Below are 16,040 nucleotides of genomic sequence, written 5' to 3'. Positions count from 1 at the left end.
TTATTCATCTAATAACCGTTTAGCCTGGTCATATATAGGAAAGTCTACCATTTGTCCATTCACCTGAACGACTCCTTGACCTCTTAAAACCGCATTTTCATACGCATCAACAATCTCCTTTGCTTCAAGAATTTCGGATTCAGAAATTGAGAATATTGCATTTATCACATCTATTTGGCTTGGGTGTATTGCAAATTTTCCTGAAAAACCCATTTCGCTCGCTTGTTTTGCTACAGTACGGAGACTCTCCGAATCTCTAAAATTGAGATAAACGGCATCAACTGGGGCCTGAATTCCTGCAACCCGTGATGCGATGACTAAAGTGCTTCTCACATAATCATGTAACTCAGAATTTAAATTTTTAACCCCTATGTCCCGGGAGAAATCAACTGAACCAAACGCTAAACGACTAACTCTTTTTACAGAACTAGCAATCTCATGCACATTCTTTAATCCGGCAGCTGTTTCGATAATGGGCAGAATTGAGACCCGCCCGATTTCAAGGCCTCTCTGTTTTTCTATAAGGTCCAATAGATAGGAAAAGCATTGTAATTGGTTTGCTGATTCAACCTTTGGCAACACAAAACCACTTAAATGTTCTCCACACAATTCGATAACCTCATCTAAGAGCGTTGGCGTGTTGAACCCTGTTACCCTTACATATATCGTCTGGGACCAAGGTTGCTTTAGTACCTGTATTATATTTTGACGTGCTTGAATTTTATTATCACTTGAAACAGCATCTTCCAAGTCAAAAATTAACGCGTCGGATCTCGAGGTTCTTGACTTCTGAATCATCTGAAGATTATTCCCAGGTACAAATAGCCATGTACGAATTTGTTTCAACGTGATTCTCTACCCTCTCATACAATTCATCACTATTTGATGATATGAATATAAAGCATAAAGGATACTGTATCCCGACATAAGGAAAAACATTGAATAGAATTTCATTCAGGTTTCTCGTTCTCTGACAACAATGAATGTACCCACAGCATGTGCCACGGTCTTTAATTGGGTATCTATAATTGAGCACTGAGCCACCACTGTTGTCCTACCCCAATGTAGAAAATCAACAGAGGCACTTAAACTCTTACCGGTTCCTTGTTTTAGAAAGTTCATTTTCATTTCGACTGTGAAGACCTTTTCTTGGTCACGTAATTTCTTAAGAATCTCAAACCCAATGGCAACATCGGCAAATGTATAAAGTGCTCCACCTTGTGCAACTTTGTAAGTATTCTCATTATACGTACCTAGTGTCATTGTACACTGTCCACCCTCATTCCAATGTATCCCCAAAAAGCGTGCAAAATAGTGGAGTCGATTCACACATTCTCCGGAAGAAAGAACTTGAACGATACGCTGAACCTCTCTCAACTGCTCTTCAGAAAAAGTAGACAATGTATCAACTATATCACGTACAGCATCTTCAGCCATTTGGTACACACCTTTTCAATGAAACATTCCCTAACAAAACAACCCCTGCCAACACCACCTGCAGGTTTCAATACCACCTTAGTCAGTCATCGCCGAAATCCCAATTTCTCTCAGGATATTCTCAGTATGTTCACCAACTTTAGGAATAGGTCCCATTTTAACAGTTGAGCTTTCGGTAACTCCCGGTGGTAACAATGCCTTAACGGTTCCTTGTGGAGTCTCTACGTCTATCCAGCGGTCTCGAGCCTGAAGTTGAGGATGCGTAAAGAATTCAGTCAAAGTATTTAATCTGGCATTAGCAATCTTAGCGTCTTCCAGCCGTTGCTCAACCTCAACTGCTGTAGTATGAGAAAATGTGTCTAGGATTATCTTTCTTATCTCTTCAGCATTATTATAGCGACTTGCATTTCCATGATAACGTTCATCAAGTGCCATTTCAGGTTTCTTTAAGACAATCGTGCAAAATTTCTCCCATTCTCGATCATTTTGTATACCAAAAAACACTGATTTCCCATCACCAGTGGCAAAAGCACCATAAGGAAAAATTGTAGCATGAGAAGAGCCTGTTCTTGCAGGGTCAGCTCCTCCATAGGCTGAAAAATACATGGGATACCCCATCCATTCCCCAAGTGCTTCAAGCATGGAAATCTCTATATACTTTCCAAGACCAGTTTTTTGTCGTTGAATTAGTGCTGTCAATATGTTGGTATAAGCATACATTCCTGACGCAATATCTGCGATAGAAATGCCCACCTTTGCAGGCGTTTCAGGTGTTCCGGTGATTGATACAACACCAGCCTCACATTGAATTAACAGGTCGTATGCTTTCCTGTCTGAATAGGGCCCTCCCTTGCCGTATCCAGATATTTCACAGACAATAAGTTGAGGAAAGCTGGTGTGCAGCGTCTCAAAGTCGAACCCCAGTCGCTCGACAGCCCCTGGTGCAAGGTTGTGTAAAAATACATCAGCAGTAGATAACAACTTTCGCAACACAGTTTTCCCATCATCGGATTTTAAATCTAACGCGATAGATTCTTTAGAGCGATTCAGCCATACAAAGTGACTCGACTGGCCATGCACGGTACGGTCATATTGTCGCGCAAAATCGCCCGTACCTGGACGTTCCACTTTGATTACCCGTGCCCCTAAGTCAGCCAATTGACGGGACGCAAATGGAGCGGCCACTGCCTGCTCTAAGGCAACTACAGTGATGTCAGAAAGCACTGGGATTCCGTCTAATGGAGAAACCATTTTAACCCCCCGTTAACCGTAAAATTGATTATTAATCTTCTGCCTAAAATTACAGTGTACTTGAGAGAGCTCTAGCTTCAGTTCCAATAGCGTTCAGTACATCTATATCGAGTCCTGTTTGAATACCCATTTCATTCAACATATATACAAGTCGCTCTGTTGAAACATTTCCGGTGGCACCTGGTGAGTAAGGACATCCGCCAAGTCCCCCAACAGAAGAATCAAATTTGTTCACTCCGGCTTCGATTGCTGCAACCACATTAGCCAAGGCCAAATGAAACGTATCGTGAAAGTGACCAACGAAAGAAGCCTCGGGATAGAGGTCCTTAAGGCGAGAAAAACGTTCATACACTAGTTTGGGATTTGCCCTCCCATTCGTATCGCCAATGTCAATCTCATCCGCTCCAAGTTTAACAAATGCCTGACAGACATGATTCACCTCTTCAAAAGTAACATGGCCTTGAAATGGACATGAGAAAGCCATAGAGACATAAGCTCTAACAAAAATGTTATTTCTCTTTGCCTTTTCAAAGACTACCTTACATTCTTCCAGAGACTCATCTGTGGTTCTGTTTATATTCCTTTTATTGAATTGCGTACTCGCGCCGATAAATACTGCGATTTGCGGAACACCGATAGAAATTGCACGGTCAATAGCTCGCTCATTCGGTGTAAGAGCGATATGAGTTAAGCCCAATTCATTACAATATGCTGCAATAGCCTCTGCATCAGCCATTTGAGGAACCCACTTCGGATGGACAAATGCCGTTGACTCTATCCTCTTAAAACCAACTTGTGCAAGTCTATCAATTAAGTGCTTCTTTTCCTCGACTGAAATTGGACGTGGTTCGTTCTGTAATCCGTCACGTGGGCCGACTTCAATGACCTCAACCTTTTCTGAAAACTTCATAACACCCCACCTTAGTAAATTAGTAGGAACGAGGAAGTCCTAACACATGCTCACCGATATAAGACAAAATTAGATTCGTTGAAATCGGGGCCACCTGGTAGAGACGTGTTTCCCGGAACTTACGCTCTACATCATACTCCTCAGCAAAACCAAATCCGCCATGAGTTTGAAGACAAACATTTGCAGCTTCCCATGAAGCATCAGCAGCCAGCAGTTTGGCCATATTTGCCTCAGTACCGCACTTTTCTCCCGCATCGAACAATTCAGCTGCACGGAATCTCATCAAATCTGCAGCTTCAATATTTACGTACGCACGCGAAATGGGGAACTGAACCCCTTGATTTTTACCAATAGGTCGATTGAATACTACACGATCGTTCGCATAGCTGGTTGCACGTTCAACAAACCACTTACCGTCACCAATACATTCTGAAGCAATTAGTATTCGTTCTGCGTTCATCCCATCCAATATATATTTGAAGCCTTTTCCTTCTTCTCCGATCAGGTTTTGCGTAGGCACTTCAAGATCCTCAAAGAACAACTCAGTAGTCGCATGGTTCATCATGGTACGAATGGGGCGAATAGTCAGCCCGTTCCCGACTGCCTCTCTAAGATCCACAAGTAACACACTGAGACCTTCCGAGCGTTTCTTCACTTCTGATAAAGGGGTAGTCCGAACTAGAAGAATCATTAAATCAGAATGCTCAGTACGTGAGATAAACACTTTCTGTCCATTCACAACGTACTTATCACCTTTTCTCACTGCGGTCGTCTTTAACTGTGTAGTATCCGTACCAGTAGTAGGTTCAGTTACTCCAAACGCTTGTAGCCTCAGTGATCCGTCAGCAATGGACGGGAGATATTTATTTTTTTGCTCTTGTGAACCATGCCGCAACAAAGTCCCCATTGTGTACATCTGCGCATGACAAGCACCTGCATTGGCACCCGAACGATTTATTTCCTCCAATATGATCGAAGCTTCTGTTATCCCTAAACCTGCACCACCAAATTCTTCAGGGATCAACACCGATAAATATCCACTCTTGGTTAATTCATCTACAAATTTTTCAGGGTACTCATTTGTCTCATCCAATGTACGCCAATATGAATCAGGATACTTTTGGCAAATCCTCCTTACACTACGACGCAGTTCTTCATGTAGGCTCTTGTCTACCATTGAATATACCTCCACTTAGATATTAGTTTGGAAGAACGTTAATTTGGTAGTAGTTGTTATTGACCTTTAAACTGCGGCTTTCTCTTTTCATTGAAAGCTCTTACACCCTCATGCCTGTCTTCTGTGTCTACAACTTTGTTGTACCAGCTAATTTCACGTTCTCTTCCCATGTCGTCTGGCAGCCCTATCAGCTCATCTATCGCCGCCTTACAATAGCTTACAGACAAAGGTGCATTCTCTGTAATTGGCGTTGCGAGCTCCAAAAAGGCCTCTTCTAATCGATTGATGGGAACGATGTTATTCACAAGCCCCATCTCAGCCACTCTTTTTGCATCAAATTTTTTGCCAGTCAAAATAATTTCTTTTGCATGATGAACACCAACACGTTTACTTAATAGGCGTGTACCGCCACCGCCAGGCATGATGCCTCTGGTTACTTCGGGCAAACCAAAAATCGCATTTTCCGATACAACCCACATATCACAATTTAGAGCTAGTTCCATTCCACCTGCTAGGCAAAATCCACTAATTATTGCAATTGTCGGCATTGGCAAATCAGCGATTGCATAGAACATCTGTTCAAATAACCTATGTTGTTCGTGCCACTGTTCTTCAGTCATACCATTACGTTCTTTCAAATCTGCTCCGGTGCAAAATGCACGTGAGCTACTAGATTTGAGAGCAACAACTCGGATATTTCCTTGCTCTACAATTTCAGCACAAATCCGAATAAAATCTCGAGCCATCTGAGAATTAAATGCATTCATGACATCTTCACGCTGCATCACAATTTCAGCTATGAAGGGGTTCGTTTTATTAACTTGCCATGTTACATATGCCATCAAGCATCTCCCCTTATATACTTATTTTCGGGTCAACCAATACTATTAAAAAAAGTACTTACATCTGATAGGTCATCAATCGATAAAGACCGACTTACTAATTCGTTTATTACGGTTTCATCCAAATACCTTTTCACTAATGATGTAAATTTATTCTTCAGCTCTTCTACACTGACCGGGTTTTCAAAATCTCCCCTCGGATAATCAGTAAGGGCTTCTAACTTTTGACCATCTACTGTGAAAATTGTAACCCTTGCCCCCCACTTTTCTGGATATCTTTCGTTAGCATCTGTATCCACAAATACTCGAACTTTACCGAGTATGTCGCGAACAATGTCATCATTTAAATTCTCTTCTATAAATTCATCGAGTCCGGCACGTCTCTTAACAGCAGCTAAGGCTGTACAGTATTGAATGCTAAACTTCCCGTCGTAAACTGACGTAGGGTTAGGATTATCAGTGATATCAAGCGCTACTTGATAAGTTCCAACCTCAATTCGTTGAATTTCTTCCGGGTCCAAGTCATGCTCACTCACCAATTGAATAACCAAATCGATTGCATGATGAGTGTGCCGACATGACGAATGGATTTTGTAACAATTTTCAAGCACCGTAAATCGTGTCCCTAGCCTGTCTAAAACCTTTGACTCATCGAAGGAACTCGCCATTGCATTCATAAAGCCTCTTTTTCCTTCAAGAATCTCCAAAGCACCTGTAAATCCTTCTTTAGCCAACATCGCGGCCAGCAATCCATTGTAGCCAGCTTTTCCTGAATGCAGATGCTTACTCATAGCGCCCGTTTCGATAAACTCCCACAACCCGGCCGCTTGCGTACCCGCTGTGCCAAGTGCATGGCAGGTTTCGTCAACCGACAACTTGAGAAGTTTAGCTGCTGCTGCTGCTGCTCCGAATGTACCTACCGTACCAGTGGTATGAAAGTATTGATAGTGGGCGGGTGTAACCGCTTCCCCAATGCGTATACACGTATCAAACCCAACGACAATGGCCTCAATTAACTCTCTACCTGAAGAATGTAAGTGTTCTGCCAACGCAAGCGAAGCAGGAATAACCACCGTACCTGCATGTATAATGGACGCCTTATGAACATCGTCCAACTCAATGATATGGGAACTCGATCCGTTGACTAGCGTTGCCCACAACGCCGTAGCTCTTAATCGTCTATCTCCTACAATTTTTAGGGGTTTCTCCAGTCCAAGGCTTCCAATAATCGTAGCCTGTTGTTCTTGCACCCCCTGCGCTGCCAGTACTCGGGAGACTATCTGAGCAGGCGGCATTTGTGAACCAACAACGGCATTTCCCAACCAATCTAAAAATGCCACCTTTGTTGTTTCGACTACTCGTTCTGGTAAATCAACAAATCGTAAATCGCAAACGTATTCGGCAAGTTTTTCTGCCATGGCCTTAGTGTTAGACATAGTCCACCTCAATCCCGGATACTGTATCCAATAAAATTATAAAAACGTTTTAAAATATCAACAAAATTACAATATTACATTAAAATAAATTATATGCACACATTTAAAAAATAAAGAAGATACGCTTAAGAGTCCGCATCTTCTTGATTTAATCTGTTCACAAAATAGCCTTGACTCTCAAGTTGAGTCAACAATAAGTCTCGGGAACGTTCAATATGACGATAACTAATCTCTTCAACCTGATGATAATCCTTCTTCTCAAGTGCTTGGACAATCTCACAGTGTTCATACTGTGATTGCTCTGCTTGCCCTGTTACAAAAATCGGTGTGTATGGTGGTAATCCGTCCCAAAGCGTCTCAACCAGGTTAATGAGACGATTCCATGGACATTTTGAGCGTAACAACTTATGGAACTCTGCGTTCAATTGTGAAAACAAGTACTTGTCATCTTCTCCAGAGCAATTCTCCATTTTGAAACATAACAGTTTTAATTCCTCAAATTCAGCTGCATTTAAATTCTCAGCAGACATCCGATTAGCCATGGGCTCTAACTGCATTCGAAGGGTGTAAACTTCTTGAAACGATTCTTTAGAAACTGGTGCCACAACCGCTCCCCTTCGTGACTCAATGATCACCAATCCTTCAAACGCAAGTCGTTTGAAAGCATCTCGGATGGGCATACGGCTAACACCAATTCTACTCGCCAGTTCTTCTTGTACTAAACGTTCACCTGGCTTAAAGGTTTGATTTACGATCATCTTTCTAATCACGTTCGTAACCTTATCCGCCAACGTTTCGTCCTGTATTCTCCAATCATTATTCATGCATCTTGGACTCCCTTTAGTCTGCTACAACGACTGGTTTGACTCTCGCCCAATTATCACGTTCCTGTGCGGGAGTTATTGATACATCAACTGATACCCTTACTATGTGGACTTGGCTTCCAATTTGAATCTGTCCATCAAAATCTTCAGAGCACGTTGAATATATGTTCGCTAACGCTGCACTACGATTTGCATCAGAAGCAGTCTTATTCCTTAAAATTGTTTTACTAACCTGCTCTATCAATTTATCTACAAGTACATCTAGCCCAAATACACACACTCTTTCATTATTCAAGACAAGTTGTGCTATGCAATCAAGAGATTCGATCGGGAACAGATCATTTTGCTCAAAACCCTCGATTATCATATGTACACCCCTCTCGTTCTAAAACTTTGGATTATTATGATAGTAAGATCGATAAAAGATGTAACCGGTGAAAACAAAACAGGATACAGTATCCAATAACAGTTTACTGTCTTATATCTAACCTTCTCCATATCTCTCCGACGATTTTTGAAATTCTGTAATCCCTCACAAAACAACTTCCTGACATAGTAATTGATAAACACACAGATATAGTGGTAATTATTTTCTTGTAAACATCCAACCGCTTCCATCTTCATAAAATAGTATAAAAAAGTTACCCCAGTCACTACTATGACACGAGCGGCTATTTAATACATCTAAACTAAGTGTTTAACTTCACAACCACTTAGTGGCTAAGGACGATTCTCTGTAACTTCTGGATCCCATTTATCATGACGACTTAAACCAGACTTTAACTTTATGATACAAAGGTGAGTGAATAGGGAGATACCGGTGTTTTTAATGATTTCCATAATTTATGGATAATTTAGACTACATAGCAAACACTTAAGCATGTGCCATACACAAGCAATATAGAGAATCTAATCATCTACTATTGAATGCTATCCACAACTACAACAAGTGTAGAACAGCAATAAGGTATGGTTATGCAACATTACTGCATAATCGACCGGCTCGCTTATTTCTAAAAATCAAAACTACGAAATACACGGGTATCCAACTTATAACCCCGCAATTCACAGCAGAACATACGCAAACACCAGTTTAGTGGTAGACTTGACGTATATATTCTAATACGGAAGTGGTGTTCATTGGCAGAAACAATTACCGTGAAACCGTGGCGTATTTATGAAGTGGATTGTCCATTGCAGCTGTCCAAAGTTGATGAGCCTGATATCCTTGATACAGACAGAGCGGCACTGCAACGGCTGTTCCCACAATCAAACTTACTCCATCAGACCCATCCGTACCTGACCGTTGTAGGCATGCCCCTGAGTTTCAATCCCGAAAGTAAAAAGATGCTTTTCGGTTATCCGCTGGACGAAACGACCGTCGATGTGGCTGAAATGTGCAATGCATTTTATTCGCTATCAAGCGATGTACAGGCTATATGCGGATTCATTGAGCGGTACGGATTGTTTATACCGTTTGTGCCACTCACCCTGTCCCCTTCTGTTCTGCACTTGCCATCCATAACTTTGCGCGACTTAGACAAGTTTAACCGCGAGTTTAGAAAGAAGTACACAACGCTGAATTTTGTCCCTTACGTATGCGAAGACGTGGATGAACATGGGAATTTAACCCTAACCGAAATAGCGTTATTCGGAAAGTGGTTGTACTTTTTCGAGTTATTTCGACTGTGGCACGCAGCGGCACTGTCCGTGCAAGTCAAGGATGATGGAACGGGGCTTTGGCACGCCGCACATGTTTTCTCTCCAGGATATCCAAAAAGATGGCGACAGAACGAATTACAACTTCGCCAAATGTTGTTTCGCAAACTATGGCGGTCATGCCATGTGTCCGATTCATCTTTCTTAAAACGAGGTCGGATAGAGGTTGGGCCTGATGATTGGAGTAATTCATATGCGACCACACAAGAATGGGAACGCTATGCGTTGCTGAACCACAATCGTCCGTCTTATCCGTGTGCGGTCGTGATCGAAAGAATAGCTGAAACATACCGCGTGCAAGAAGATACTCCCCCGCCGCCCGTAAAATGTTGCACCTGTGGGCGTAGCTTAAAGGGACAATTCTACGAATACCACATTCTGTGCGCTGAATTGGGTCATGAATGGCGATATTGCTACAAACATTTTCAGAGTGGTAAGGACGCACCGGCAGGAGTTACAGGAAGGACACGGCTTGTCAACATCCTGAATAAATACGAAAAATCTAACTCCAAAGCCGCTGCAACATTAGAAAGCATTCGTAAAGAAATGAGATGCAAACAACAAAAACACCGGAAAAAAGCGGCCAAAGAGCAGTACATGAAATAAACTGTCTACTCATGTCTACTCAAAACACGAACGACACCTTAAGTGGGTTTAATCTACCTGCGTAAGGTGTTTTTTGTTGTAAGGGGGTGATTGAAGATGAGTCCGTCGGATCTAGACACGCGCCATCGTCGATACATCTCAGCTTGTGAGTTAAGCAAGTTGACTGGACTTTCAGAGGATGCCATATGGCGATACGCAAGAAACGGTTCTTTACCGTGCATTCGCCTCGGGCGCAAAGTCTTATTCAATCCACAATCAGTTTTCGAAACGCTTGAGGGAAAGGAGCCCGTCAAAAATGACTAAAAAACTAGTTGGCGCACATGAGATCGCGGAATTGTTGGACGTAACGACGCAGAGGGTGTACGACTTGGCGAGGCAGAATATTATTCCCCACGTTCGCCTAGGCCGCGTTGTGAAGTTCGACCTGGAACGGGTACAGCAATGGATTGACGCTGGTGGGACACCGCTACCGGGAGGCTGGAGGCGAGAAGCATGATTGAACAAAAAGCCGCGTCCATCAACGCGGCCAATCCGAATTTCACTATATCAAGTGTACCACAATCCCATTGTCTTTTGGAGTGGGCGTTGTGGTACGCAATAAATGGTTTGGCGGTATTCCCTTGCAAAGCACGGGATAAGACCCCTCTCACTGAGCACGGATGGAAGGACGCGACAAAAAATCCTAACGTCATCCGTGCATGGTGGCGTAAATGGCCGAATGCAAACATTGGTATTGCTTGTGAACTTTCTAATATTGTCGTTATCGACATAGACAGTCCGGCGGCGGCCAAATCCGCCTCTGAACAAGGACTGCCAACAAGTCCAACAGTCAAAACCGCAAAAGGTTGGCACGTCTGGTGCAAAACAGCCAAGCCGATGCCATCTCGCGTGGGCATATTGCCTGGCGTCGATATTCGGGCTCTTGGTGGATACGTGATTGCACCGCCATCTGTCCATCCATCGGGAGGAAGGTACAAGTGGATTCGCGGACGCGGGTTGTGGGCATGGCCATTGCCGGATGTGCCGGAATGGATATACGAGCTTCCGGGGGTAAAGAGCAGGACAGATATCGCCGCATTGGCAGCGGGAGTACCGGAAGGAAGACGAGATGTGAGTCTTGCGAGTGTGGCCGGGCACCTGTTACGCAGACGCGTTGAGCCACACTTGGCCGAAAGTCTGGTGTACGCCTATGGTCGATACCTGTGCGACCCAGCATTGGAGGATGCCCAGATCGCTAAAGTGTGGAATTCTATCGCAGGACGAGAATTGCTCCGCCGACAAAGGAGGCTTCGTTGATGGGTGACGTGACCGACATTCAGGATCTGAAGGTCAAACGCGAATCCAAGCGCACCTTGGCAGACGAATTGGCCGCTACTCAAGAAGAGTCTGAAAGTCAACGGGACAAGCTCATCAAGATTGGTATGACCGCCACGCTGTTCCATGACGATATAAGCGGCGACCGTGTTGGGTATGCCACCATCAAGCGCAAGGAACACCGCGAGGTGTGGCCTATCCGCTCCAAACGATTCAAAGACTGGCTTCGCGCACAATATGTAAACTCACAAGATGGTAAAGGCGTATCGTCCCAAGCCGTTCAAGAAACCATCGACACGCTTGATGCCATCGCGTGTTGGTCGGAAGCCAGTTCGGCCCACAAAGTACACCAGCGTGTAGCATGGGATGAGAACGATGGAATATGGATTGACCTATGTGATGAAAAATGGCAAGCGGTCAAGGTCTCTGCCAATGGATGGGAAGTCGTCGATAAACCCGATGTGTATTTTACCCGTAAGCGAGGTATGCTCGCTCTTCCACAACCGGTGTCTGATGGGGATTGGTCATCTCTTTGGTCCATAGCCAATCTTAAAACAAAGGAACAACGCATTATGGCTATTGCGTGGTTGTTGGGAGCACTGCGCCCCGCTGGACCATATCCCATTCTGGTAGTCGAAGGCGAGCAGGGTTCGGGCAAATCTCTCCTATCCCGTTTGTTGCGCGGGTTAATCGACCCAAACGAAGCCACTAGCAGAAGACCACCGCGTGATGAGCGTGATTTGTTTATCGCAGCCGGGAATAACCACGTAGTTGCTTTTGAGAACTTGAGTGGATTACCCCAGTGGCTATCAGACGCATTGTGCGTGTTGTCTACGGGCGGGGGCTTCGCGACACGGGCTCTTTACGAGAATTCGGAGGAGACCATCATCAATGCGATGCGACCGATACTGCTGAATGGCATTGATGCTATCGCAACGCGCGGAGACCTTCGGGATCGGACGCTCCTACTTACTTTAAACCGCATCCCTGACGACGAACGACAATCCGAAGCCGAAATATGGCATGAGTACGAACGTGTAAAGTCACAAATATTCGGTCTTCTGTTGGACGCCGTAAGTGCCGCTCTACGCTACTGGGACTCGACAAAACTGGAAAAGGCCCCTCGCATGGCGGACTTTGCGCGTTGGATTATTGCCGCAGAACAAGGGGGATCATTGCCTTGGGACCCAGGAGAATTCCTTGAGGTATATTTAAGTGCTCAAACGCAGATGACCGCGCAGGCGATAGAATCTGACAAACTGGCACAGGCCATCATCGATATGATGCGACGTGAACATGAAGGTGGAGAATGGACAGGAACGGCTACCCAACTAGCCCACACACTAACACCATACGTCGAAAACCCAGACTTCAAGCGCGACACATGGCTTTACAACCCAAGGGTGATGGGAAACAGATTGCGCCGAATTGCACCAGACTTGAGAGTGCAGGGGCTAGATATCCGTTTCGGAACCGTTGGGCATGAGAAGACAAGGATCATCACGTTAGAAGATAAGGGCAATTCCTTGTCCGCAACGTCCGCAACGCCCGCATGGGGCGAAAAAACCAATGGTGGCGCGGAAAGTTGGGCAGACAAGCATGCGGACAATGATCTATCCTTGTCCGCAAAATCCCGATTCTTGTCCGCAACGATGTCCGCAGAAAAATCCAGTAGTGGCGCGGATTTGTCGGTTGTTGCGGACAACGCGGGCAATGCGGACAAGCATTTTCCTACTCTATCTATTGGGCCTGACGTTGAGGTGTTCGACTAATGGACGCACCTTCTATCATCCGAAAATTAAAGCTCGATGGCATCACCCTATATCTGTTGCCCGAAGGCAAGCTAGCGGCCCGTCCATCCAACAGACTTACGGATCGCCACCGGGAGTTGATTCGGTCACACAAGCGGGAGTTAGTGTCTGTGCTTGCTTCTCCCGCCTACCACATTATTGTGGATGGACAAAGTGTGGCATCACAGCCATCCAAAACGGATGCCTACCATGCGTTTGAACGTGTCATTCGACAGGCGGCTGCGAACCGAACACAAGGGAAGCATACGATCAGTATTTATTTAGTTGACACCACAGGCGCAACCATTCGATCAGCCTTTTTCCCACCTTAGCGTGGGCGAACCGTAAAGATGGAGGTCAGTGAGCGTAGACGAAGTCTCTGAAGTGTTACCATAAGCTATTTGACCACACAAACCCCATGTTGAATGGAGATGGTAAACTTGGCGAAGTGCAGTGCTAAAACGAGGTCTGGAGCACCATGTCAACGAGACGCAATGCCAAATGGGCGGTGTTACCTGCATGGCGGCGCGTCTACTGGTGCACCACCCGAGAAAATGCGTGGTAACAAAAACGGGTTGGTAACAGGTGCAAGGGAATCAATCTCCTATGACACGCTTGATGAAGTCGAGCAACGTCTATGGCACGAGATAGATGTGGATGTCCTGGCGCAGCTAGATGAGCAGATCCGGCTCAGTTTGATTCGCCAGCGCCGTATGATGCAACGGATATATCAACTCATGGAAGGCCCGGAAATGGTCGACCGTGAAATGACAGAGGGAGAATCAGAAAACGAACAGAGTGGTAAAGGCACGTCCCGGAGTCTTACAAAGGAAGTTGCTGATGAACGTATCCTACGCATTGAGGAGGCACTGACACGGATACAAACGGTGCATGTACGGTTACTTCAACAGAAATATGCCATTTTGGAAAAACAGGATAACGACGACGAGGAGTCCAAGGGTGCACTCCGCGAATTGGCTAGGGTAATTGAAAATAGTCGGCGGATGCTACAGAAATCAAGTTGAGAGTGATGAAGAAAAAACTCTAACCCCCAACTATCATAGACAACAATACGGCATCGGGTCCTGAAGATTCGATGCCGCATCATTTTGAGGTGAAGCCGGAATACATATGCCTGAACAACGAATGCTCGTCACCTCTACGTCTCGTGGTGGGGATTTTGACATTCATCTCACATAGCACTAGCATCTGGCGGTGGTTTCTATAACCACCTACCACCTTATAAATGCAGTATTCTCAACGATAAATTCAGTCTAGTGTGCCTATTGTGTGCCCTGTTTGATTGAGATATTATCAGTTTTGAAAGACCATCAAACAGGAGATGAGGTGCACATGCCGAGAAGTGGGCAAATCGTTAAGCGCGAAAATGGTAAATACTTGGCGCGCGTGTATGTAGGTAAGGATGTAAATGGCAAGCGTCATTTGGTGTCCAGAACTTTCGACAAGAAGAAGGACGCTGAAGCATGGCTGGCTGAACAGTTGGCAGCGAAAGCCGCTGGTACATTCCAAGCACCATCAAAAGAGACATTAGCTGTTTATCTGCGCCGATGGCTGACAGAAACAGTGGCATTCCGGGTTCGTGAACGAACACTGGACGACTACACACGACTGGCCGAGAAATACATCATTCCTCACTTGGGGCACATTAAGACATCTGAACTGCGAGCAGACCATGTTCAAAAATTCTACAATACCCTGTTTGCCAATAATGGCGTTGACACTCCCCGCCATGTTCACTGCGTACTGCATTCCGCATTAAATCAGGCCGTAAAATGGGGACTTGTTAGCCGCAATGTTTCTGACCTTGTAGATGTCCCCCGCGCCCCACGACGTGAAATGCGTCCACTTAACCCTAATGAGGTTCAACGTTTCTTTGAAGCAGCACGCGATGATCGTTATTATGCTTACTTTGTTCTTTTGGTAGACGCTGGTCTCCGTCCAGGTGAGGCACTAGCTCTAACGTGGGATGACATTGACCTGAAGAGCGGTGTCGTACACGTTACTAAAGCTATATCAACAGGAAAATCGAAACGCTACTTTGGTGAACCTAAGACCCGGAAGTCTCGACGTAGTGTTCATATCACGGATGGAACTGTAGCCACCTTAAGGGCACACAAGGCACGCCAAGCCGAAGAGAGAATAAAAGTGGCCGAGTATTGGGACGACAAAAACTTAGTTTTCCCTAATGAACTAGGCGACTACTCCGATGGGACTAAAATATCAAAACGTCACTTCAAACCAATCTTACGTAAAGCAGGATTGCCCGAAACAATTCGAGTCTACGACCTTCGCCATACAAGCGCCACGCTACTTATGGCTGGTAATGTCCATCCTAAAATCGTTGCAGAACGGTTAGGCCACTCCACTACAAACCTTACTCTGGACACGTATAGCCACGTCGTTCCCGGTATGCAGGAACAAGTACTGCAAGTCATGGGGACGCTGCTTGGATCACAAAAGGCACATGAAAACAATTAAGAACGCAAAGAAACACGGGGTTCCGAGTTCATTTAGAACTCGGAATTTCCGCGCTACATAAGACCTTTTATTTGGAGCCGAGGACATACTCGAACCGGTCACGAGCTTATGGACCGGCGGATTTCAGGTTCCCTATGGTCTTCCCTAACTCGTTTGGTACTCAGCTATGCCGTAAAACAGGGACGCGGGTTCGATTCGAGGAATCGTATCAGTCCAAAACCACGACCTCCACCAT

17 protein-coding genes are annotated in these 16,040 nt (G+C 45.0%); 8 read left to right on the top strand and 9 right to left on the bottom strand.

What is annotated here, in order from left to right; all coding sequences use genetic code 11:
• The 9 genes from NZD89_RS12235 to NZD89_RS12195 form a co-directional block, all read right to left on the bottom strand.
• Positions 1-846 carry an HpcH/HpaI aldolase/citrate lyase family protein gene (locus NZD89_RS12235; protein ID WP_268007976.1) on the bottom strand — a complete coding sequence of 282 codons (846 nt, stop codon included), beginning with the start codon at positions 844-846 and terminating at the stop codon, positions 1-3.
• Between the two features lie 108 nt (positions 847-954).
• Positions 955-1,437 (bottom strand): PaaI family thioesterase, encoded by a 483-nt coding sequence (locus tag NZD89_RS12230; RefSeq protein WP_268007975.1) that lies wholly within the window; start codon positions 1,435-1,437, stop codon positions 955-957.
• Between the two features lie 78 nt (positions 1,438-1,515).
• Entirely contained in the window at positions 1,516-2,688 is a 1,173-nt protein-coding gene (locus NZD89_RS12225) for a CaiB/BaiF CoA transferase family protein (RefSeq protein ID WP_268007974.1), read from the bottom strand.
• A gap of 49 nt (positions 2,689-2,737) precedes the next feature.
• Positions 2,738-3,598, bottom strand: a complete 861-nt coding sequence (locus tag NZD89_RS12220) for a hydroxymethylglutaryl-CoA lyase (protein WP_268007973.1) — start codon at positions 3,596-3,598, stop codon at positions 2,738-2,740.
• A 19-nt stretch (positions 3,599-3,617) separates the two neighbouring features.
• Positions 3,618-4,775, bottom strand: a complete 1,158-nt coding sequence (locus tag NZD89_RS12215) for an acyl-CoA dehydrogenase family protein (RefSeq protein WP_268007972.1) — start codon at positions 4,773-4,775, stop codon at positions 3,618-3,620.
• Positions 4,776-4,831: 56 nt separating this feature from the next.
• On the bottom strand, positions 4,832-5,617 hold the full coding sequence (locus NZD89_RS12210) for an enoyl-CoA hydratase/isomerase family protein (RefSeq protein WP_268007971.1): 786 nt from the start codon (positions 5,615-5,617) through the stop codon (positions 4,832-4,834).
• Positions 5,618-5,649: 32 nt separating this feature from the next.
• Positions 5,650-7,053 carry an MmgE/PrpD family protein gene (locus tag NZD89_RS12205; RefSeq protein WP_268007970.1) on the bottom strand — a complete coding sequence of 468 codons (1,404 nt, stop codon included), beginning with the start codon at positions 7,051-7,053 and terminating at the stop codon, positions 5,650-5,652.
• A 125-nt stretch (positions 7,054-7,178) separates the two neighbouring features.
• Positions 7,179-7,877: a GntR family transcriptional regulator gene (locus NZD89_RS12200; protein WP_268007969.1), complete on the bottom strand. Its 699-nt coding sequence runs from the start codon at positions 7,875-7,877 to the stop codon at positions 7,179-7,181.
• 16 nt (positions 7,878-7,893) lie between these two features.
• On the bottom strand, positions 7,894-8,244 hold the full coding sequence (locus tag NZD89_RS12195; RefSeq protein ID WP_268007968.1) for a hypothetical protein: 351 nt from the start codon (positions 8,242-8,244) through the stop codon (positions 7,894-7,896).
• A gap of 773 nt (positions 8,245-9,017) precedes the next feature.
• Here NZD89_RS12195 and NZD89_RS12190 point away from each other — a divergent pair.
• The 8 genes from NZD89_RS12190 to NZD89_RS12160 all read left to right on the top strand — a co-directional run bounded on the left by NZD89_RS12190 (position 9,018) and on the right by NZD89_RS12160 (position 15,805).
• Positions 9,018-10,202: a hypothetical protein gene (locus NZD89_RS12190; RefSeq protein WP_268007967.1), complete on the top strand. Its 1,185-nt coding sequence runs from the start codon at positions 9,018-9,020 to the stop codon at positions 10,200-10,202.
• Between the two features lie 96 nt (positions 10,203-10,298).
• Entirely contained in the window at positions 10,299-10,505 is a 207-nt protein-coding gene (locus NZD89_RS29590) for a helix-turn-helix domain-containing protein (RefSeq protein ID WP_369125245.1), read from the top strand.
• The gene (locus tag NZD89_RS12185; protein WP_268007966.1) at positions 10,498-10,698 is read left to right on the top strand and encodes a helix-turn-helix domain-containing protein; all 201 of its coding nucleotides are present in this window, start codon (positions 10,498-10,500) and stop codon (positions 10,696-10,698) included. The genes NZD89_RS29590 and NZD89_RS12185 overlap by 8 nt, the downstream gene beginning before the upstream one ends.
• Positions 10,695-11,498, top strand: a complete 804-nt coding sequence (locus tag NZD89_RS12180; protein ID WP_268007965.1) for a bifunctional DNA primase/polymerase — start codon at positions 10,695-10,697, stop codon at positions 11,496-11,498. The genes NZD89_RS12185 and NZD89_RS12180 overlap by 4 nt, the downstream gene beginning before the upstream one ends.
• Complete coding sequence (locus tag NZD89_RS12175) at positions 11,498-13,288, top strand: AICE element replication initiation protein (RefSeq protein ID WP_268007964.1); 1,791 nt, start codon at positions 11,498-11,500, stop codon at positions 13,286-13,288. The genes NZD89_RS12180 and NZD89_RS12175 overlap by 1 nt, the downstream gene beginning before the upstream one ends.
• Positions 13,288-13,638 carry a hypothetical protein gene (locus NZD89_RS12170; protein ID WP_268007963.1) on the top strand — a complete coding sequence of 117 codons (351 nt, stop codon included), beginning with the start codon at positions 13,288-13,290 and terminating at the stop codon, positions 13,636-13,638. The genes NZD89_RS12175 and NZD89_RS12170 overlap by 1 nt, the downstream gene beginning before the upstream one ends.
• Positions 13,639-13,746: 108 nt before the next feature.
• Positions 13,747-14,331 (top strand): HGGxSTG domain-containing protein, encoded by a 585-nt coding sequence (locus tag NZD89_RS12165; RefSeq protein ID WP_268007962.1) that lies wholly within the window; start codon positions 13,747-13,749, stop codon positions 14,329-14,331.
• 328 nt (positions 14,332-14,659) lie between these two features.
• On the top strand, positions 14,660-15,805 hold the full coding sequence (locus NZD89_RS12160) for a tyrosine-type recombinase/integrase (RefSeq protein ID WP_268007961.1): 1,146 nt from the start codon (positions 14,660-14,662) through the stop codon (positions 15,803-15,805).
• Positions 15,806-16,040: the final 235 nt, after the last annotated feature.

Origin of the sequence: Alicyclobacillus fastidiosus (assembly GCF_026651875.1) — a bacterium.
Lineage (GTDB): Bacteria > Bacillota > Bacilli > Alicyclobacillales > Alicyclobacillaceae > Alicyclobacillus > Alicyclobacillus fastidiosus.
This window is presented reverse-complemented; position numbering and strand designations above follow the sequence as displayed.